We start from the raw sequence: 18,102 nt of genomic DNA, 5'->3' as shown, positions 1-18,102 counted from the left end.
ACTGATACTTTGGCAAACAGACCGATCAGACTGGGAGCCACACAGTGACACACGCACCGGACCGTACTCGTATCGAGTTTCCCGATATCTCTTCTCGCACTTGGGAACATCCTTCGGACCGAGCAGCCTTGGTCACTCTTCGTACCCTCAAGGGCTTCGACACGGTGCTGCGAACGCTGTCCGGACTGCTGCGCGAGAGACAGCATCGCCTGATGTACTTGGCCACCGCGGTGCGTGTCGACGAACGCCAGTTCAAGGATCTGAACGATCTTCGAGCCGATTGTGTGCAGATTCTCGGCGCGGAGGAAACTCCGGAGCTGTTCGTGGTTCAGTCGCCGATGGTCAACGCGTTCACCATCGGGATGGATCGACCGTTCATCGTCCTGACCACCGGCATGCTCGACATCATGACCTACGAGGAACAGCGATTCGTCGTCGGCCACGAACTGGGCCACGCCCTGTCCGGCCACGCGGTGTACCGCACCGTTCTCATGCACCTGATGCGCCTCGCCGGCACGGTCGGCTGGGTTCCGGTGGGCGGCTGGGCCTTGCGCGCGGTGATCGCGGGACTGATGGAATGGCAGCGCAAGTCCGAATTATCCGGCGACAGAGCAGGTTTGCTGTGCGGACAGGACGTGCACACCGCGATCAGCGTGCAGCTCAAGTTGGCGGGCGGCGCACGTATCAGCGAAATCGACGTCGACGCCTTCCTCGCTCAGGCCGCCGAGTACGAGGCCAGTGGAGATCTGCGCGACGGCGTGCTCAAGCTGCTCAATCTCGAACTCCTCTCGCACCCGTTCTCGGTGCTGCGAGCTGCAGAACTGAAGAAGTGGGTCGACAGCGGCGAGTACGCGGCGGTCCTCCGCGGCGACTACCCGCGCCGGTCCACCGACCACGAGGCGAAGGTGTCGGAGGAGTTCCGTAACGCGGCCCGCACGTACAAGAACAACTTCGACACGTCGGAGGACCCGCTGATCAAGACGGTCCGCGACATCGGCAGCGGCTTCACCGGCGCGGTCGACGCCGTCGGCAACGGAATCGGCGACGTGGCGTCGGACATCAAGGGCAGGTTCGATCACTGGCGAAAGTCCTAGCACCCGACAACAGTCCTAGCACCCAACAACGAAGCGAACGGCGGGGGGCACCCCGGGGGGGGGCCCCCCTCGGGGGGGCCCCCCCGCCGTTCGTCGTTCTACAGCAGAGATCAGAAGTTGATCATGTGGCCTGCGAGGCCGTGGATCGCTTCCTGCAGTGCCTCCGACAGCGTCGGGTGCGTGTGGACGTTGCGGGCCAGCTCGTTGACCGTCAGGTCCCACTTCTGGGCCAGGGTCAGCTCCGGCAGCAGCTCCGAGACGTCGGGGCCGATGAGGTGGCCACCGAGCAGCTCGCCGTGCTCGGTGTCGGCGATGAGCTTGACGAAGCCCGTCGCGTCGCCGAGGCCGTGTGCCTTGCCGTTGGCGGCGAACGGGAAGTTCGCGACCTTGATGTCGGATCCACGAGCCTGCGCTTCTTCGCGGGCCTGGTCCTCGGTCAGACCGAAGCTGGCGACCTGCGGCTGGCAGAACGTGGCGCGCGGCATCATCCGGTAGTCGTCGATCGGCAATGTCTCTGCGCCGCCGATGGTTTCGGCAGCCACCACGGCCTGCGCCTCCGCCACGTGGGCGAGCTGGAGCTTGGCGGTGACGTCGCCGATGGCGTAGATGTGCGGGACGTTGGTCTGCATCGTGTTCGTGATGCCGATGGCACCGCGATCGGTGAGCTCGACACCGGTCTTCTCGAGACCGAAGCCCTCGACGCGAGGGGCGAATCCGACGGACTGCATCACCTTGTCGACGGTGAAGGTCTCGCTCTCACCGGACTTGTTGTGCTTGATCTCGACGGTGACCTTGGAGCCGTCGTCGTCGATGCTCTGCACACCCGCGCCGGTGATGACCTTGACGCCGAGCTTCTTGTACTGCTTCTCGATCTCCTTCGAGACGTCCTTGTCCTCGTTGGGGAGCGCGCGATCGAGGAACTCGACGATGGTGACGTCGACTCCGTAGTTCTTCAGGACGTACCCGAATTCCATACCGATGGCGCCCGCGCCGACGATGAGGATCGAGCCCGGCAGATCCTTGGTCATGATCTGCTCTTCGTACGTGACGACGTTCTTGCTGAGCTCGGTTCCCGGGAGCAGCTTGGTGGTGCTGCCGGTCGCGATGATCGCGTTGTCGAACGTGATCGTCTCGGTGCCACCCTTGGACAGTTCGACCTCGATGGTGTTGGCATCGGTGAACGTGCCCTGGCCGTCGTACTCGGGGATCTTGTTCTTCTTCATCAAGAAGTGGATGCCCTTGACGCGTCCGTCCGCGACCTTGCGGCTGCGGTCGAATGCTGCGCCGAAGTCGAAGGATGCTTCACCCGAGATACCGAACAGCTTGGCCTCTTTGGTGAAGAGGTGCGCCAGCTCGGCGTTACGGAGAAGCGCCTTCGAGGGGATGCAGCCCACGTTGAGGCACACACCGCCCCAGTACTTCTTCTCGATGATGGCAGTGCTGAGTCCGAGTTGTGCCGCGCGGATAGCAGCGACGTACCCACCGGGACCGGCTCCGAGGACAACGACGTCATAGTGTGAGGTCACGAGTCCCCAGCGTAGTCGTGCCCTCCGACACTGTCTCGACCTGGTCTTCGTTACCAGCCGGTAGCCTCGCACGCGTCCTGCACCCGACCGCACGTGTGCTGCTAGAACTGTGCCATGGCTTTCTCGGACGACCCGTACCTCTGGCTCGAAGACGTCACCGGCGACGACGCACTCGCGTGGGTACGCGAGAAGAACGAGGTGACGATCGAGGCGCTGGCAGGCGAGCGTTTCGACGCCACCGTGGCGGGTGTACGCGAGATTCTCGACACCGATGCGCGGATCCCGTACGCACGCAGGCGCGGGCAGTTCCTCTACAACTTCTGGCGCGACGCCGAGCACATCCGCGGAGTGTGGCGGCGCACCACGATGGACGAGTACCGCACGGACGAACCCGCATGGGACGTCCTGCTCGATCTCGATGCCCTGGCCGCCGACGAGGGCGAGAACTGGGTATGGGGCGGCGCTCAGGTACTGCGCCCCGACCAGCTGCGCGCTCTGGTGACGCTGTCCCGAGGCGGTGCCGACGCGACGGTGGTACGCGAGTTCGATCTCGACTCCCGCACGTTCCGCGCTGCGGAGGACGGCGGTTTCACGCTGCCCGAGGCCAAGACCGACATCGGCTGGATCGACGCCGACACCGTGTTCGTCGGCACCGATTTCGGACCGGGGTCCCTGACCGAATCCGGCTATCCGCGGATCACCAAGCGATGGCACCGAGGCACACCGCTCGCCGACGCGGAGACCGTCTACGAGGGCGAATCCCAGGACATCTCGATCTCTGCGTGGCACGACCGCACGCCGGGATTCGAGCGCGACTTCGTGCAGCGGTCCACCGACTTCTACAACTCCGAGACCTACGTGCTCGACGGTACGGCGGTGACCCGCATTCCGACGCCGACGGACGCATCGACGTCGGTCCACGAGAACTGGCTGCTGGTTCGGACGATGACCGAGTGGACCTACGACGGTGTCACCCATCCGGCGGGCGCGCTGCTCGCGGCCGACTTCGACGAATTCATGAGCGGCACAGCATCTCTGACGGTTCTGTTCACTCCGGACGAGCACACATCCCTGCATCAGTACGCCTGGACCGAGAATCATCTGCTGCTGGTGACGCTGCAGGATGTCCGGACTCGTCTGCATGTACTCACACCCGGTGCGCACGGTTGGGATACGACCACCGTCGACGGGTTGTCGGAGTTGGCGTCGACCGAGATCATCGGTACGGATGCCGAGGAGAACGGGGACGAGTTCTTCCTCGGCTCCTCGGGTTACCTCACCCCGGCCACGCTGCTGGTCGGCACGGTCGGCGGCGCGCTCGAGGTACTCAAGCAGGCTCCTGCATTCTTCGACGCGGACGGCATGACGGTGCAACAGTTCTTCGCGGAGTCGGACGACGGCACCGCGATCCCCTACTTCGTCGTCCGACGCGGCGACGCAGGCCCCGGCCCCACACTGCTGTACGGCTACGGCGGCTTCGAGATCTCGATGACGCCCGGCTACAGCGGAGCGATGGGTCGAACGTGGCTCGAGCGCGGCGGCACCTACGTCGTTGCCAACATCCGCGGCGGCGGTGAGTACGGACCGTCCTGGCACACCCAGGTGTTGCGAGCGGGCCGGCATCTGGTCCACGAGGACTTCGCCGCGGTCGCCCGCGATTTGGTGGCCCGAGGGATCACCACCGCCGATCGCTTGGCCGCCCAGGGCGGCAGCAACGGTGGCCTGCTGATGGGCATCATGGAAACGAAGTACCCGGAACTGTTCGGGGCGTTGGTATGTCAGGTCCCGCTACTGGACATGAAGCGGTACCACCTGTTGCTCGCGGGAGCGTCCTGGGTGGCCGAGTACGGCAACCCCGACGACCCCGCCGAATGGGAGTTCATCTCGCAGTACTCCCCGTACCAGAACGTCGTGGCCGCGTCCGAGCGGAAGTACCCACCGATACTCATCGCCACGTCCACCCGAGACGATCGAGTCCATCCCGGACACGCCCGCAAGATGGCTGCGCGGCTGGCCGAGCTCGGTCAGGACGTGAGCTACTACGAGAACATCGAGGGCGGCCACGGCGGGGCGTCGGACAATGCGCAGCTGGCTTTCAAGACCGCACTGACGTACGAGTTCCTGTGGCGGCACCTCGAGAGCCGGTGATGTCAGTCGGCCAGAGCCTGCTCGAACATCGGCCAGGAATTGTGGAGATCGTCCTGCCAGTATCCCCAGGAGTGCGTCCCGCGTTCCCGTAGCTCGAAATGGGCTGGTATATCCAGCTTTTCGAGAGCGCTCTCCAGTCGACGGGTGCAGTCGCCGGTGGCGACCTCGATGGCGCCGCCCACCACCATCTGGTTCAGCAGCACGAAACCGGGGCCGTTGGGGTTGGTTCCGTCGAAGGTGTCCGATGCCCCCGCCAGGCCACTGCCGTTGGAGATGTACAGCGCGGTGCCGCGCAGCTTGTCGGCGTTGACGACAGCGTCGTTGTGCACCCAGTCGGGGTCGTCGTCCGCGCCCCACATGTTCTTCACGTCGGCTCCGAGCGCCATCGATACGACGGTCTTGACGTACGCGCGGCCCAACGGATCGGTGGTCGAGGCGCAGCCGCTGTAGGAGCCGACCGCCCGGAAGAGACCGGGGTTGTGCGCCGCCAGATTGAGCACCGACGTCGCAGCCATCGAGATTCCGGCAATGACGTTGCGGCCGTTGGTCTTCAGCAGCTGGTCGACGAGTGGAGGCAGTTCGCGGGTCAGGAACGTCTCCCACTTGTTGCGGCCGAGCACGCGATCGTCGTGCTGCCAGTCCGTGTAGTAGGAATAGGCCCCGCCGACGGGTGTGACCACATTGACGATCTTGTCCGCGAAGAACGACACGACATCGGTCTGGGTGTACCAGTCCATACCGTCCACCCCACCGCCCGCGCCGTTGAGCAGGTACACGGTAGGGCTCGGTTTCGCACGGTCCGGCGATCGAAGAATTTTCAGGGGGATGGTCCGATCCATCGCGGCCGAATGCACGAACGCCGTCATGGCGACGGCGTCGGTCTCCTCCGTACGCACCACGTACGACGTCGACGCGTCGGGCGCGGCGAGGGCCGTGCCCTGCGCGGCCGACGCAGCGATACACGCGGCCACGAGCACAGCCCTACCGATCCGACGAGCTGTAGCCCCCAGGCCGTTCATACACGTGCTCGCTATCTTCGGCAGAACAGAAGTTGAGTCACTAGCGTTGTACACCAGAACGGGCGCGGAGTTGGAACTTATCGCATGAATTGGTCCAAACGACCGTATCGTTCGGCACGGGGTTGTGTCAGCGGTGCATCCACCGCTCGACCAGGTCGGCCACCGCGGTGGGATTGCGGATCCATCCGTTGTGGCCCAGCGGCTCGTCGATGTGTTCGGTGGTGATGTCGGCGTTGGCAAGCTTGGCCGTCAGATTCTCCATCGAACCCTTGGGGGCCAGATCGTCGCCCTCGATGGTCACTGCCAGCACCGGTAGGGTCAGCCGGCCCATCCGTTCCTCGTAGTCGATGTCGGCACCGGCCGGCTCGATCGAGCCCGTTCGGGCGAACCTCGACCAGTCGTCGATCAACACTCGTGATTGACGACCGAATCCGCCGACCCCGATGCGGTCCCCCGGCCAGAATCCGGCGATGTTGCTGGTGATCGCCATCGCCGCCGCGCCGAAGTACAGCGGGACCCCGCGAGTGGTGCCGAAACCGCGGTGGTACGGCGACCCGGATGCCACCAGGATCAAGCCACCGAGCCTGCCTCGAATTCGGGCTGCGTACATCGCGCCCAGTTGTCCGCCCATACTGTGGCCGAGCAGATACGGGGTTGCGGCGGGGAACTGCTCGCGCACCACCTCGAAGATCGCCGGAAAGTCGACCGACACCAATTCCTGATATCCGTACCTGCTAGACGAACTCGGCTTCGGCTTACTGTCCCCCTGGCCCCGAAGATCGCCGATCGCAGCATGAAATCCGCGTGCGACGAGCGCTTCGGCGAACAGCCGGTAGTAACCGCCGGGTATGCCGAGACCCGGGAGAACGACGATGACGGGCGCATCGTCTCGGCCCTCACTCGGAAACAGCGTCACCGGCACCGTCGAACCGTCGGGCATCTGAATCTGAACCGTCTGCATCGGCCAACCCTATGACGGTGCGACCGCACCTTCCCCAGGGCACTACCTCACAGGATGATCGGGTGGTAGCTACCGGTCGACCAGCTGAACCAGAACAATTGACTGTTGATGAATCCGACTACGGCTTCGAGCATGGCACCACCTCTATTACCGTCGATACCGAGCGCATCGAGGATGAGGTTCAGGTCTACCCGGTCGGCGGCGAATCATCGACCGCTGGAGGATATTTCGGTCGAACGAATGACACTTCGAAACCACGAAAACCGGGCCCGACGGTAGTCGGGCCCGGCTTCGGGGTCGCGCTTCAGCTGGGGAGCGTGCCGGGGATGTTGACGACCGAACCTGTTCCTTCGGAGCTGCCGACAGCGAGCAACTGCAGCAACAGCGAGAGAAATTCCATCAAAACTCCTTCGAGAGAGGGGGATTCGCCGCCGACGCGGCGTCGCGAGCCTTACTGTTCATCGATTCGGCTCCAGTCGGCCGTCCTGGCCGAGGCCTACGGCGCGGAGCCGGGATGTCAGTCGGAGGAAGAACTGATACCCGAGAAGAGCTGGATGAAGATTGCCAAGAGGTCACCGAGTTCAGCGGACATGCGACAGGCTCCTTGTTGTTCGAGGGATGTGCAGATCGAACGTGACGGTCGTCACTCGATTACCTCTGCATGAAGATTTCTACCCGAACGGATAACGTTTCGTACACGCATTGGCATCGAAAAGTCAGAAATCTTGGTGAGCTGTCACAAAACGGTCACGGAGACGAAAAGTCGCGGCCGCCCCCGACAGCGACCGCGACTCGTGGACCGACGAATTACGCGGCGCTACCCGACGTCAGCACGCCGACGATCTGCTCGACGATCGCGTCGACGATGCCGTCGTAGACTCCGGTTGCAATGTCGGTGATGAACTGCGCAGCTGAACCCATGAGAACTCCTGATGCTCGTCTCTTCGTACAGCCGTAGGTAATACGGCCTACCACTTTCCTACCGCAACCACCGGCGCGGTGCACAACGCGGCACGAACTCGCTGCGCGGATACCGAAGCGACGCAGGACGTTCACCGAGCAGACCCCGGTATGTAGCCCAGAATTATTCTCCGAGCACGTCTTTCGCGCGTCCGACGAGCAGCGGGTCTGTTTCGCCCACGATCTCGGAGTCCTTGTTGGCGTAGTCGAACTTGTTGAGCACGAACCGCATCGCGTTGATCCGCGCGCGCTTCTTGTCGTTGCTCTTCACCACGGTCCACGGTGCTACGTCGGTATCGGTGGCGCGGAAGTTCTCTTCCTTCGCCGCGGTGTACGCATCCCACTTGTCCAGTGACGCAAGATCCATCGGCGACAGTTTCCACTGCCGTACCGGATCCACCTGCCGGATCGCGAAGCGAGTGCGCTGCTCGTGCTGCGACACCGAGAACCAGAACTTGGTCAAGCTGATGCCCTCGTCCACCAACATCTGCTCGAACAGCGGTGCCTGCCGAACGAATTGTGCATGCTGCTCCTCGGTGCAGAACCCCATGACCCGTTCGACACCGGCACGGTTGTACCAAGACCTGTCGAACATCACAATTTCGCCGGCCGCAGGCAGATGCCCGATGTACCGCTGGAAATACCACTCCGTCGACTCCCGCACCGACGGCTTCTCCAACGCGACGACGCGTGCGCCGCGGGGATTGAGGTGCTCCATGAACCGCTTGATCGTGCCGCCCTTACCGGCGGCGTCGCGACCCTCGAAGATGATGACGTGGCGTCGTCCGGTGTCCTTGGACCACATCTGCAGCTTGAGCAGTTCGATTTGCAGCAGCCGCTTTTCGAGTTCGTACTCGGCGCGGGTCATACGCTCGTCGTAGGGGTAGTTCTCCCGCCACGTGTCGACGACGTGACCGCCCGGTACCGTCAGCAGCACCGGGTCGTCGTCATCGGAGTCGTCGACGACGAACCCCGAAGTATCGGCAAGATCCACGGCGGTCGTGATGTCCCGCACGTCGCTGAGATTCTTGCGTGCAGCCACGCCGTTGCGGAGATCGAAGTCGGTCATGCGCCGAAAGTTAGTGCTCATCGGTGACCGGTCCATGGCGATTCGGTGAACACCGAGCGCAACCGGACGCATCGGACACGCTTCCGGTCTGCAAGGGGGACGGACCGGAAGCGACCGACACATCCGACCGTAATCCTCGCGCCGACAACAGGTCGAGCGTCTGCGTCGTAAAAGTCACCGAACTTGCATATCGACCCGTTTCTCGATCGTTCGATTCTCCGGGTCGATATGGGTGAAAGCCCCGATGTGCCCACAGGCGTCGGCGACGCAGACTTCTCACCATGACATTCGAGAGCAATTCCCCCAGAGAATTCACCCTGTCCAACTCGCAGAAGATGATCGGAGGCGTCTGCGGCGGTATAGCCGACTACTTCGGTTGGGACGTCAACCTCGTTCGCGTCGCCACCGTCGCCGGTGCAGTGCTGAGCGGTGGCACAGTCGTGCTGATCTACCTGGCGGCCCTGATGCTGATGCCGCGCCGCCCGTGAGCTCTCGCGACCGCGGAAAGGCCCCGCATCCTCGCCGGTGGAGGAACGGGGCCTTGCCGTCGGACTTCGCGGAATGGGGTCTAGCTGGAGCCGAAGCTACCGGTGCTTCCGCCGAGCAGTCCGTCGAGGAGTTCACCGAGACCATCGGTGAGGCCACCGGTGATGGGTCCGGTGATGCCACCGTCTTCGCCGCCGCCGAGGATGGGCAGGAGGCCGGTGAGGAGATCGAGGAGCATGGGTAAGCCTTTCGAAAGACACGTCGTGGCCCGAGTCGGAGGGTGACCAGGCCACAGGAACATAACGTTCCAGACGCAATCCATTCCATCGTTTCGGACAAAAAGGACCCACCGGCTGTTTCGGGGCTCGAAAGCCGACCCGGTTCTTCGCCGTTCCGGTGATCAGTCCTCGGTTTTCCCGGTGATCAACCAACCGCAGGGCGCAGCCAGATCGTCGGCTTCCGTCGGTCCCATCGAGCCCGGCGCATAGTTCTTCACCGCGGGCGGATCGTTCAACAGCGGCGCCGCCACCTCCCACACGTGGGCCAGGCCGTCGGGTCTGGTGAACAGCGATCGGTCCCCGTTCAGTACATCGAGGATCAGCCGGGAGTACGGGCTCAACGGCTCCGCGTCGGGCACCGATTTCAGCGGCAACGACAGATGCCCGACGGACAGGTCGAAATCCGGTCCCGGTTCCTTGACCGTCATGGCGATATCGATGCTGCCGTCACCGGACAGGTCGAACGAGAGCACCGCGCCGTCTTCGGGCAGCGTCGACAGTGGACTGTCGGCGGGCTTGCGGAACACCAGCGATACCCGCTGCGCTCCGGCACCGAGCATCTTGCCGGTACGAAGCAGGAACGGCACCCCACGCCAGCGATCGGTATCCACCCACAGCTTCGCGGCCACGAACGTGTCGACCGTCGAATCCTCGGCAACGCCGTCGACGTCGCGGTAGCCGTCGTACTGCCCCAGAACCACCTCGTCGGTGTCGAGTGGACGGAACTGCCCGATCACCGTTTCGCGAGCCGACTGCAGATCCTCGGCCTTCAACGACGCAGGAGGTTCCATGGCGACCTCGGCGGCCACCTGGAACAGATGGGTCACCAGCATGTCCAGAACGGCACCGGTCTCGTCGTAGAACTCGGCGCGGTCGTCGATGTCGAGTGTCTCGGGCACGTCGATCTGCACGTGCTCCACGTGCTCGGAGTTCCAGATGCCGCTGATCATGCCGTTGGCGAACCGCAGCACGTGCAGGTTCTGCGTTGCTTCCTTACCGAGGAAATGGTCGATGCGATAGACCTGTTCCTCCTTCACGACCTCGTGCACGGCCTTGTCGAGTTCCTCGAAGTTGTGCTGCGAGGTGCCGAACGGCTTCTCGTACACCACTCGGGAACCCTCGGCGAGATCGTGTGCACCCAGGGCCTTCGTGTAGTCGACGAACGTGCTCGGCGGCAGCGCGATGTAGTGCACCAGCTGTGCGTCGTCACCGATCTCTTCCCTGGCGTCGGCGACGACGTCGGGGAGCTTGCCGGGATCGTCGACGGTGAAGCCGTTGCCCGCGAAACGGATTCGCTTCGAGAACGCCGACCAATCGTCGTCGGCCACGTTCTCGGCGAACTCGTCGAGCACATCTTTCACGTGGTCGCGGAACTCGTCGTCGGACGAGTCCTTGCGACCGTTGCCGATCAGGATCCATTTCTCCGGCAGCAGGCCTTCGACGTGGAGTTGGTAGAACGACGGCAGAACCATTCGCTTCGCGAGGTCTCCGGTCGCGCCGAACAGGACGAATACAGTGGGTTGCGAGGACGCCATGACCTCCACTATGCACCGCATAGTGCTACCTAGGTGAGAGTGCACGAAGATGACCAGATCACGGTTTCACGGAGAGATCTACGGGGTAGGTACGACGTCGGGAGTGCGCATCGTCGTCGGACACTGGACGCGTTCGCCCCTCGGCGAATTCACCGATGTGATGGTCCAATTCGCGGACGGTCGACGCCTACTCGTGGCCCCGAACGAGGCGGTACGTGAATTCGTCACGGCGACATACTCGTTCGATTCCACCGAGCTGGTACCGGTCACCTTCTCCGACCAGCCCGACGGGTGGCGGTCCGTCGTCGCCGGGAATCTGTCGGTACGCATCCGAGTGGCCGGACCGACGGTTCTCGGCCGCGCCCTGAGCCTCGTCCCCGACGCCGTGTCCACCGCACCGTGGTTCTGCACGATCAGCGACCCCATCGCCCGAGTGATACTGCGCGGAGTGCGAACTCGCGGCAGCGCCGGCGGAGGCAGGCGCGAATACTACGGAGCCAGGCACCAGCACCGCGTCGTCGACGTCGTCGCGTCCTGGCAAGAAGAGGACCTCGGCTCGCTGACGCCCGTCACTCCCCCGGTGACGTTCGGATTCGGCAGCACCCCCGCGGCACCGTCGGTCACGTCCATCACCACCACGATCGACTCGTAGACCACTGTAGTTTCACACCACTGCTGTTTCACACCACTGCTGCTCCGACTTCGCGCAGTTCGTCGAGAGCTGCTGCGGAGGTCTCGGGAGCGACCCCGGCCACCAGATCGGTGAGAACCCGAACGTCCAGGTGCTGTGCCACTGCATCTTTCGCCGACGCCAGCACGCAGTAATCGGTGGCGAGACCGACGATGTCGACGGCCGTCACCTCGTTGGACTTCAGGATCTCGGACAGGGATGTTCCGTCCTCGGTGACGCCTTCGAACGCCGAATACGACGGTCTGCCCTGCCCCTTGTAGACATGCACGTCGACGCTGCCGGTTCGGTAATCCGGGTGATATTCCGCGCCGACCGTTCCCGCGACGCAGTGCACGGGCCACGTGGTGACGAAATCCGGAGCAGCGTCGGTGGCGAAATGTCCACCGTTGTCGCTGTCGCCGTCGTGCCAGTCGCGTGAGGACACCACGAGGTCGTAGTCGTCGCCGCTCCGGGCGAGGTACGCGCTGATCCTGCGCGCCACCTCCCCACCGCCGACCACGGCCAGAGCACCACCCTCGGTGAAATCGTTCTGAACATCGACTACCAACAGAGCACGAGTCATGTGTCCCAGTATCCTCGACGGGTGCGCGTGTCGTCTCTGGTGACCTATCCCGTCAAAGGATGTGCCGGTACGGCACTGGACTCGGTCCGGGTGAGCGCAGCCGGTCTCGAACACGACCGAGCGTTCATGATCGTCGACGCGGACGGCTCGTTCCGCAGCCAACGCACCGATCCCGTGCTGGCCGTCGTTCGCTGCTCGGTGGAAAACGGCTCACTGACACTGCGCCACGAGAGCGCAGGGAGCGTCACCGCCGTCGTCGATCGCGATTCCGCGGGCCGCGAGGTCACGATGTTCGGCACGCCGCTGCGGGGCATCGACCAGGGCGACGACATCGCCGCCTGGCTCACCGACGTCATCGGCGAGCCCTCCCGCCTCGTCGCCGCGCCCCGCGATCACGGCCGCGTCACCGACGGAATCCGTCCCGGCTCGGCCCAATTCGCCGACAGCGCCGCCGTCCACATCCTCTCGACCGCCACGCTGGCCGGTCTGAACTCCCGCCTCGACGCGCCGCTCCCGATCGACCGATTTCGGCCCAACATCGTCGTCGACGGCTCGCAGGACGCTCATGTCGAGGACGAAGTGCGCGACATCTCGATCGGCGACGCACGATTGACGTACACGAAGCTGGCGATCCGCTGCGCCGTCACCACGGTGGAGCAGAGCACCGGTGTTCGCACCGGACCCGAACCTCTGCGCACTCTCGGCACCTACCGCCGGGCCCGGCAGAAGGGCGTCGCCTTCGGTTCGAAATTCTCGGTGATCGAGGAAGGAACCATCTCGGTCGGGGACGAACTACGCGTCGAGACCTGGGGCGAATCGGAGCTGTAACTCGAACGGCATGTGGTTCGCCCACCCGTTTCGAGCTCGCAGCCGAAGATGCTGTTCTGCACCGAGTTCGACGCGTCGCCGCCCGGTGCCGAGTGCGGATGTCGTGCCGCGATAGCGGATGAATGCGGTGAGCTCGTGGCCACCCGGTGCCAGCTCGTGGGTCGACGGTTCCGACCACGACTGGCGATGCTCCACGCCGTCGATCGTCACGAACGGCCGCGCCAGCGTGCGCACCAAGGACGCGTTCACCCAATGTGGAGCGAACTCGATCTCGATCGTGCTCACGTCACGCCTCCCTGGTGCGCTGAGTGTCCACTATTCGGCTCCGTGGGCGGGATCGATCCCGCCTACGAGAACGAATTGTGGACAACCACGTCAGTGGCTCCGGTGGCAACCAGCGCCGCCAACTGGATGCGCGCCTGCCCGGCCCGGAGTTCGCGGGAGAACACCGCGCCGGCGTCGAGCAGATCGTGGCCGCCGCCTCCGCCGCCGTACGTCGGCGAGGTCTCACCGAACGGCACCCGCGTCGTGACGACCACGTGCAGCCCAGCAGCAACGGCCTCTTTCACCGCGTGCACCACCAGAGCGTTGGTGTTTCCCGAGCCCAACGCCTCGAGCACGATGCCCGACGCCCCGGCTTCGCGACAGGCATCGATCTGCACCCCGTCCGCGCCCGGGTACAGGGCCACGACGTCCACGCGCACTCCCGCGACGGGCTGCCACCGCAGCGGGTCCGGCCTCGGCACTGCTGCCGACCGAAAGGCGTCGAGTTCGGAAGTGTGCTTCTTGATCGCCCCGCGGGCCGGCAGTACTCGTCCGCCGAACGCGATCAGCACTCCCTGCGCGGACCGCGCCGCCGTCACCGCTGCGGTGATGTTGGCGGGGCCGTCCGGGTCCGGATGATCGGCGGTGCGTTGGGCCCCGGTGAACACCACCGCACGCGCGTCGTCGTGGAACAGGTCGACGTACAACGCCGACTCCTCCATGGTGTCGGTGCCGTGCAACACCACCACTCCGGCGCAGCCGTCCTCGGCCAACGCGTCGACCACGGCAGTGCGAATGGCGTCGAGATCGGCGAGGTCCAGGGCGGAGCTGTCCTTCGACATCACCTCGCGCACCACCACGCCGTCCATGTCGACGCCGACGCCTGCGACCGGCCGAGAAACCCCGTGCTCGTCGCGACTACTGGCGATCGTCCCACCGGTGGTCAACAACGCGACGAACTCAGCACTGTCGGGTCGTTCCGGCAGGCTCCACTCCTCAGTCATTACGGGCGGCTACCTCTCGAATTCTGTTGCGGCACATGTACCATCCGGCGATCAGCATCGGCGCGATGAGCAGGATGGACGCGACGGTCCACGTACCGACGGGTTTGTCGAAGGCCATCAGTACCAGTACACACGCCAGAAAGCCTAGCGTTGCGTAGCCGGTGTACGGGGCACCGAACAACCGGAACGCAGGCCGGGTGACCGCACCGGTCTTGGACAGAGACCAGAACTTGAGCTGGCACGCCACGATGACGGCCCACGCGCTGATGATGCCGAGCGCAGCGAGGTTCAGCACGATCTCGAACGCCTGCGCCGGGACGACTGCGTTCAGGACGACCCCGAGCAGCGTCACCACCGACGTCAATGCGATGCCGCCGTACGGAACTCCTTGCTTGTTCATGCGGGCCGCGAATTTCGGTGCCGAACCGGCTACCGCCATCGAATGCAGGATGCGACCGGTGGAGTAGAGCCCGGCGTTGAGAGACGACAGCGCTGCGGTGAGCACGACGAGGTTCATGATCGCGTCGGCACCCTCGACGTCGATCGCTCCGAAGAATGTGACGAACGGGCTCTCCCCGGCCTGATACGCGGTGTACGGCAGCAACAGCGAGAGCAGCAGCACCGAGCCGACGTAGAAGACGACGATGCGGACGATGACGGTGTTGATCGCCTTGGGGATGACCTTCTCGGGGTTCTGCGTCTCTCCGGCGGCGGTACCGACCAATTCGATGGAGGCATAGGCGAATACGACGCCCTGGATCACGACGATCGCCGGAAGCAGTCCGTTGGGGATGAGACCGCCGTTGTCGGTGAGGACGCTCAGACCCGGAGCCTGGCCGTCGATGGGGGTGCCGAAGATGACGTAGTAGGTGCCGATCGCGAGGAACGTCACCAGGGCCACGACCTTGATGAGTGCGAACCAGAATTCGAGCTCACCGAACACCTTGACCGACACCAGGTTCAGACCCAGAACCAACACCAGTCCGGCCAGCGCGAACACCCATTGATCGACGTTGCCCAGTGGTGCCCAGTACTTCTTGAAGAAGTTCATGTACAGCGCCACTGCCGTCACGTCCACGACGGCCGTCATCGCCCAGTTCATCCAGTACAACCACCCGGCTGCGAACGCGACCTTCTCACCGAAGAACTCGCGGGAGTACGAGACGAACGATCCGGACGACGGGCGGTGCATCACCAGCTCACCCAGCGCGCGCAGGATCAGGAATGCGAAGAAGCCGCACAGTGCGTAGACCAGAACCAGCGCGGGCCCGGCGTCACGCAGTCTTCCACCGGCACCCATGAACAGGCCGGTGCCGATCGCGCCGCCGATGGCGATCATCTGAATCTGGCGCGGAGCCAGCTCTTTTCGATACCCCAGCTCCTCCTCGCGGAAGGCCTGCTTCTGGATCGGGTTCTCGGTGCTCATCGCATTACCTCGTCGACGTCTCGGGAGCAACGGAATGCTCGGTGGGAGCCACCCGCAGATTCGCGAGATGCTCGGGGCTCAGCAATCGATCCAGCTCTTCTCGCGCCAGCAGGCCCTTCTCGAGCACCAGGTCGACGACATTGCGGCCGGTGACCAGCGCTTCCTGCGCAATGGCCGTCGACTCCACGTACCCGAGGTACGGGCTGAGCGCGGTGACCAGACCGATCGAGTTCTCCACCCGCTCACGCAGCAGATCGACGTTCGCGGTGATGCCGTCGACGCACCGATGCGCGACGGTCCGGCAGGCCGCACTCAGATGCGCCATACCGTCGGACAGGGATTTGACGATGATCGGCTCGAAAGCGTTGAGCTGCAACTGTCCTGCCTCGGCGGCCATCGTGATGGTGACGTCGTGGCCGATCACCTCGTAGGCAACCTGATTGAGAACCTCGGGAATGACGGGGTTGACCTTGCCGGGCATGATCGATGAACCCGCCTGCATCGGAGGCAGATTGATCTCGTTGAAGCCCGCGCGCGGCCCGGAGGACAGCAGCCGGAGATCGTTGCAGATCTTCGACAGTTTCACTGCGACGCGCTTGAGCACACCCGACAGGTGCACGAACTGACCGACGTCCTGCGTTGCCTCGATGAGGTCCGTTGCGGTGACCAACGGCAGGCCGGTGATGGTGCGCAGGTGCGCGACGGCCGATTCGGTGTATCCGGCAGGAGCATTGAGCCCGGTGCCGATGGCCGTGGCCCCGAGGTTGATCTCGTGCACCAGCAGCGCGGCTTCCTCGAGCCGTGAGCAGTCCTCGTCGATCATGATCGCGTAGGTGCCGAACTCCTGACCGAGTGTCATCGGCACCGCGTCCTGCAGCTGGGTGCGGCCCATCTTGACGACGGTGGCGAACTCGCTTGCTTTGCGGGAGAACGAATCTCGCAGGACCTTCATCGATGCGATCAGCTCGTGCACCGCGAAGATGGTCGCGATGTTCACCGACGTCGGATACACGTCGTTGGTGGACTGCGAGGCGTTCACATGCTCGTTGGGGTGCAGCATCGAGTAGTCACCGTGCGCGTGGCCGAGGATTTCCAGGGCACGATTGGCGATGACCTCGTTGGCGTTCATGTTGGTCGACGTACCCGCGCCGCCCTGAATGACGTCGACGACGAACTGTTCGTGCCACTGGCCGTCGAGAATTTCCTGGCACGCGGCCCGGATCGCTTCCCCGCGGGTGGCGTCGAGTATTCCGAGGTCCTGATTGGCCGCCGCGGCCGCCCACTTCACGGCTGCGAGCCCGCGGACGAGGTGGGCGTTGGTGGAGATCGGCCGCCCCGTGATGGGAAAGTTCTCCAGCGCGCGCAGGGTATGGATTCCCCAGTAGACGGTCATCGGAATCTCGCGTTCGCCGAGAAGGTCTTTCTCGATGCGGGTATCGGCCACGGTGGGTGCGCTCCTTCAGAGGGTGTCCAGCTGTCCGGCTGTCTGACAGGTAGAGTGTGGCGTAGAACACCTCGTCGGTCAACCCCGGGATAGGATCACTGCATGAACCTGTCGGACAGCTGGGCAGTCAGTGCGCCCACCAATGCCCGCATGAGCGCCGCCGAGGCAGTCTTCGCCGACCTGCGTGCCGCGATCTCGTCGGGAAAGCTCCCCGTCGGGCAGAAGCTCCCGTCCGAGGCGGCGCTGGCCGCGAGGCACAGCGTCAGTCGTTCCGTCATCCGCGAGGCGCTGCGCTCGTGCCACGCGCTCGGTCTGACCGAGACCAAGACGGGCCTCGGCACCTTCGTCGTCCGTGATCGAGTGGGTAGCGACCTCGACATCGGCAATTACGAGGCCCGTGAACTCATGGATGCCCGACCCCACGTCGAGGTACCCGCAGCCGGGTGGGCGGCCGAACGACGTACCGACGACGAGTTGGCGGTGCTCTCCGGCCTCGCCGACGAGATGCGTTCCGAGGACGACCACGAGGCCTGGGTCCTGTTGGACGCGCAGTTCCACACCGCGATCGCGCGGGCCAGCAGGAACCGCGTGTTCGAGTCGATCGTCGTCGACATCCGAGATGCCTTGACGCGGCAGTCCGAAACGTTGAACCTCGTCGCGCACCGGCAGCAGCAGTCCAACGTCGAGCACGACGCCATCGTCGCCGGTATCCGATCCGGCGATTACGACGCAGCAGCCCGCGCCATGACCGCCCACCTCGATGCCGTCCGTGGTGCAGTGGAGTCGCTCGCCGATCGGCCCAGCTGA

General features: G+C 64.3%; 17 protein-coding genes. 6 read left to right on the top strand and 11 right to left on the bottom strand.

Going from position 1 to position 18,102, the window contains the following annotated elements; translation table 11 throughout:
• Positions 1-44: 44 nt before the first annotated feature.
• Positions 45-1,094 carry a M48 family metallopeptidase gene (locus JLZ96_RS19625; protein ID WP_032373718.1) on the top strand — a complete coding sequence of 350 codons (1,050 nt, stop codon included), beginning with the start codon at positions 45-47 and terminating at the stop codon, positions 1,092-1,094.
• A 110-nt stretch (positions 1,095-1,204) separates the two neighbouring features.
• Here JLZ96_RS19625 and lpdA read toward each other — a convergent pair whose 3' ends face one another.
• Positions 1,205-2,620: a dihydrolipoyl dehydrogenase gene (gene lpdA / locus JLZ96_RS19620; RefSeq protein ID WP_032365160.1), complete on the bottom strand. Its 1,416-nt coding sequence runs from the start codon at positions 2,618-2,620 to the stop codon at positions 1,205-1,207.
• Positions 2,621-2,734: 114 nt separating this feature from the next.
• Between lpdA and JLZ96_RS19615 the strand changes: the two genes are divergently transcribed.
• Positions 2,735-4,768: a prolyl oligopeptidase family protein gene (locus JLZ96_RS19615; protein ID WP_201011067.1), complete on the top strand. Its 2,034-nt coding sequence runs from the start codon at positions 2,735-2,737 to the stop codon at positions 4,766-4,768.
• A gap of 2 nt (positions 4,769-4,770) precedes the next feature.
• On the opposite strand, the gene JLZ96_RS19610 is transcribed toward JLZ96_RS19615, so the two are convergent.
• The 3 genes from JLZ96_RS19610 to ppk2 form a co-directional block, all read right to left on the bottom strand.
• The gene (locus JLZ96_RS19610; protein WP_201011066.1) at positions 4,771-5,787 is read right to left on the bottom strand and encodes an alpha/beta hydrolase family protein; all 1,017 of its coding nucleotides are present in this window, start codon (positions 5,785-5,787) and stop codon (positions 4,771-4,773) included.
• Between the two features lie 127 nt (positions 5,788-5,914).
• Positions 5,915-6,748 (bottom strand): alpha/beta fold hydrolase, encoded by an 834-nt coding sequence (locus tag JLZ96_RS19605; protein ID WP_201011065.1) that lies wholly within the window; start codon positions 6,746-6,748, stop codon positions 5,915-5,917.
• A gap of 1,084 nt (positions 6,749-7,832) precedes the next feature.
• Positions 7,833-8,777 carry a polyphosphate kinase 2 gene (gene ppk2, locus JLZ96_RS19600; protein ID WP_045840630.1) on the bottom strand — a complete coding sequence of 315 codons (945 nt, stop codon included), beginning with the start codon at positions 8,775-8,777 and terminating at the stop codon, positions 7,833-7,835.
• Positions 8,778-9,058: 281 nt separating this feature from the next.
• On the opposite strand from ppk2, the gene JLZ96_RS19595 reads away from it, so the two are divergent.
• Positions 9,059-9,265, top strand: coding sequence for a PspC domain-containing protein (locus JLZ96_RS19595; RefSeq protein WP_027498428.1), 207 nt, complete (start codon positions 9,059-9,061; stop codon positions 9,263-9,265).
• A gap of 80 nt (positions 9,266-9,345) precedes the next feature.
• On the opposite strand, the gene JLZ96_RS19590 is transcribed toward JLZ96_RS19595, so the two are convergent.
• A complete protein-coding gene (locus tag JLZ96_RS19590; RefSeq protein ID WP_155288427.1) occupies positions 9,346-9,501 on the bottom strand; it encodes a hypothetical protein in 156 nt (51 codons plus the stop codon).
• A gap of 162 nt (positions 9,502-9,663) precedes the next feature.
• A complete protein-coding gene (locus JLZ96_RS19585) occupies positions 9,664-11,076 on the bottom strand; it encodes a glucose-6-phosphate dehydrogenase (NADP(+)) (RefSeq protein ID WP_201011064.1) in 1,413 nt (470 codons plus the stop codon).
• Positions 11,077-11,125: 49 nt separating this feature from the next.
• Between JLZ96_RS19585 and JLZ96_RS19580 the strand changes: the two genes are divergently transcribed.
• Positions 11,126-11,728: a hypothetical protein gene (locus JLZ96_RS19580; RefSeq protein ID WP_201011063.1), complete on the top strand. Its 603-nt coding sequence runs from the start codon at positions 11,126-11,128 to the stop codon at positions 11,726-11,728.
• Positions 11,729-11,756: 28 nt separating this feature from the next.
• Here the strand turns inward: JLZ96_RS19580 and JLZ96_RS19575 are convergent, their stop codons facing one another.
• The gene (locus JLZ96_RS19575) at positions 11,757-12,329 is read right to left on the bottom strand and encodes an isochorismatase family protein (RefSeq protein ID WP_201011062.1); all 573 of its coding nucleotides are present in this window, start codon (positions 12,327-12,329) and stop codon (positions 11,757-11,759) included.
• A gap of 21 nt (positions 12,330-12,350) precedes the next feature.
• Between JLZ96_RS19575 and JLZ96_RS19570 the strand changes: the two genes are divergently transcribed.
• Positions 12,351-13,157, top strand: coding sequence for an MOSC domain-containing protein (locus JLZ96_RS19570; RefSeq protein ID WP_201011061.1), 807 nt, complete (start codon positions 12,351-12,353; stop codon positions 13,155-13,157).
• Here the strand turns inward: JLZ96_RS19570 and JLZ96_RS19565 are convergent.
• The 4 genes from JLZ96_RS19565 to aspA all read right to left on the bottom strand — a co-directional run bounded on the left by JLZ96_RS19565 (position 13,122) and on the right by aspA (position 17,295).
• Entirely contained in the window at positions 13,122-13,442 is a 321-nt protein-coding gene (locus JLZ96_RS19565) for a hypothetical protein (RefSeq protein WP_201011060.1), read from the bottom strand. The genes JLZ96_RS19570 and JLZ96_RS19565 overlap by 36 nt on opposite strands.
• 62 nt (positions 13,443-13,504) lie before the next feature.
• Positions 13,505-14,425, bottom strand: coding sequence for an asparaginase (locus JLZ96_RS19560; protein WP_201011059.1), 921 nt, complete (start codon positions 14,423-14,425; stop codon positions 13,505-13,507).
• Positions 14,418-15,851 carry an amino acid permease gene (locus JLZ96_RS19555; RefSeq protein ID WP_027498435.1) on the bottom strand — a complete coding sequence of 478 codons (1,434 nt, stop codon included), beginning with the start codon at positions 15,849-15,851 and terminating at the stop codon, positions 14,418-14,420. Before JLZ96_RS19555 ends, JLZ96_RS19560 begins: the two co-directional genes overlap by 8 nt.
• 4 nt (positions 15,852-15,855) lie before the next feature.
• On the bottom strand, positions 15,856-17,295 hold the full coding sequence (gene aspA / locus JLZ96_RS19550; RefSeq protein WP_027498436.1) for an aspartate ammonia-lyase: 1,440 nt from the start codon (positions 17,293-17,295) through the stop codon (positions 15,856-15,858).
• 102 nt (positions 17,296-17,397) lie between these two features.
• Here aspA and JLZ96_RS19545 point away from each other — a divergent pair, with 102 nt between their 5' ends.
• Entirely contained in the window at positions 17,398-18,102 is a 705-nt protein-coding gene (locus tag JLZ96_RS19545) for a FadR/GntR family transcriptional regulator (protein ID WP_032399576.1), read from the top strand.

The sequence above is a fragment of the Rhodococcus sp. NKCM2511 genome (assembly GCF_014905595.1).
GTDB lineage: Bacteria > Actinomycetota > Actinomycetes > Mycobacteriales > Mycobacteriaceae > Rhodococcoides > Rhodococcoides fascians.
Note: the sequence above shows the minus strand (reverse complement) of the source record. Positions and strands in the feature narration are given on the sequence as shown.

Excerpts from the sequence above, each read along its gene's own strand:
- JLZ96_RS19605 (WP_201011065.1), bottom strand. The coding sequence starts at position 6,748 with ATGCAGACGGTTCAGATTCAGATGCCCGACGGTTCGACGGTGCCGGTG.
- JLZ96_RS19575 (WP_201011062.1), bottom strand. The coding sequence starts at position 12,329 with ATGACTCGTGCTCTGTTGGTAGTCGATGTTCAGAACGATTTCACCGAG.
- JLZ96_RS19615 (WP_201011067.1), top strand. The coding sequence starts at position 2,735 with ATGGCTTTCTCGGACGACCCGTACCTCTGGCTCGAAGACGTCACCGGC.
- JLZ96_RS19545 (WP_032399576.1), top strand. The coding sequence starts at position 17,398 with ATGAACCTGTCGGACAGCTGGGCAGTCAGTGCGCCCACCAATGCCCGC.
- JLZ96_RS19585 (WP_201011064.1), bottom strand. The coding sequence starts at position 11,076 with ATGGCGTCCTCGCAACCCACTGTATTCGTCCTGTTCGGCGCGACCGGA.
- JLZ96_RS19595 (WP_027498428.1), top strand. The coding sequence starts at position 9,059 with ATGACATTCGAGAGCAATTCCCCCAGAGAATTCACCCTGTCCAACTCG.
- ppk2 (WP_045840630.1), bottom strand. The coding sequence starts at position 8,777 with ATGACCGACTTCGATCTCCGCAACGGCGTGGCTGCACGCAAGAATCTC.
- JLZ96_RS19610 (WP_201011066.1), bottom strand. The coding sequence starts at position 5,787 with ATGAACGGCCTGGGGGCTACAGCTCGTCGGATCGGTAGGGCTGTGCTC.
- JLZ96_RS19555 (WP_027498435.1), bottom strand. The coding sequence starts at position 15,851 with ATGAGCACCGAGAACCCGATCCAGAAGCAGGCCTTCCGCGAGGAGGAG.
- JLZ96_RS19560 (WP_201011059.1), bottom strand. The coding sequence starts at position 14,425 with ATGACTGAGGAGTGGAGCCTGCCGGAACGACCCGACAGTGCTGAGTTC.
- JLZ96_RS19580 (WP_201011063.1), top strand. The coding sequence starts at position 11,126 with ATGACCAGATCACGGTTTCACGGAGAGATCTACGGGGTAGGTACGACG.
- JLZ96_RS19590 (WP_155288427.1), bottom strand. The coding sequence starts at position 9,501 with ATGCTCCTCGATCTCCTCACCGGCCTCCTGCCCATCCTCGGCGGCGGC.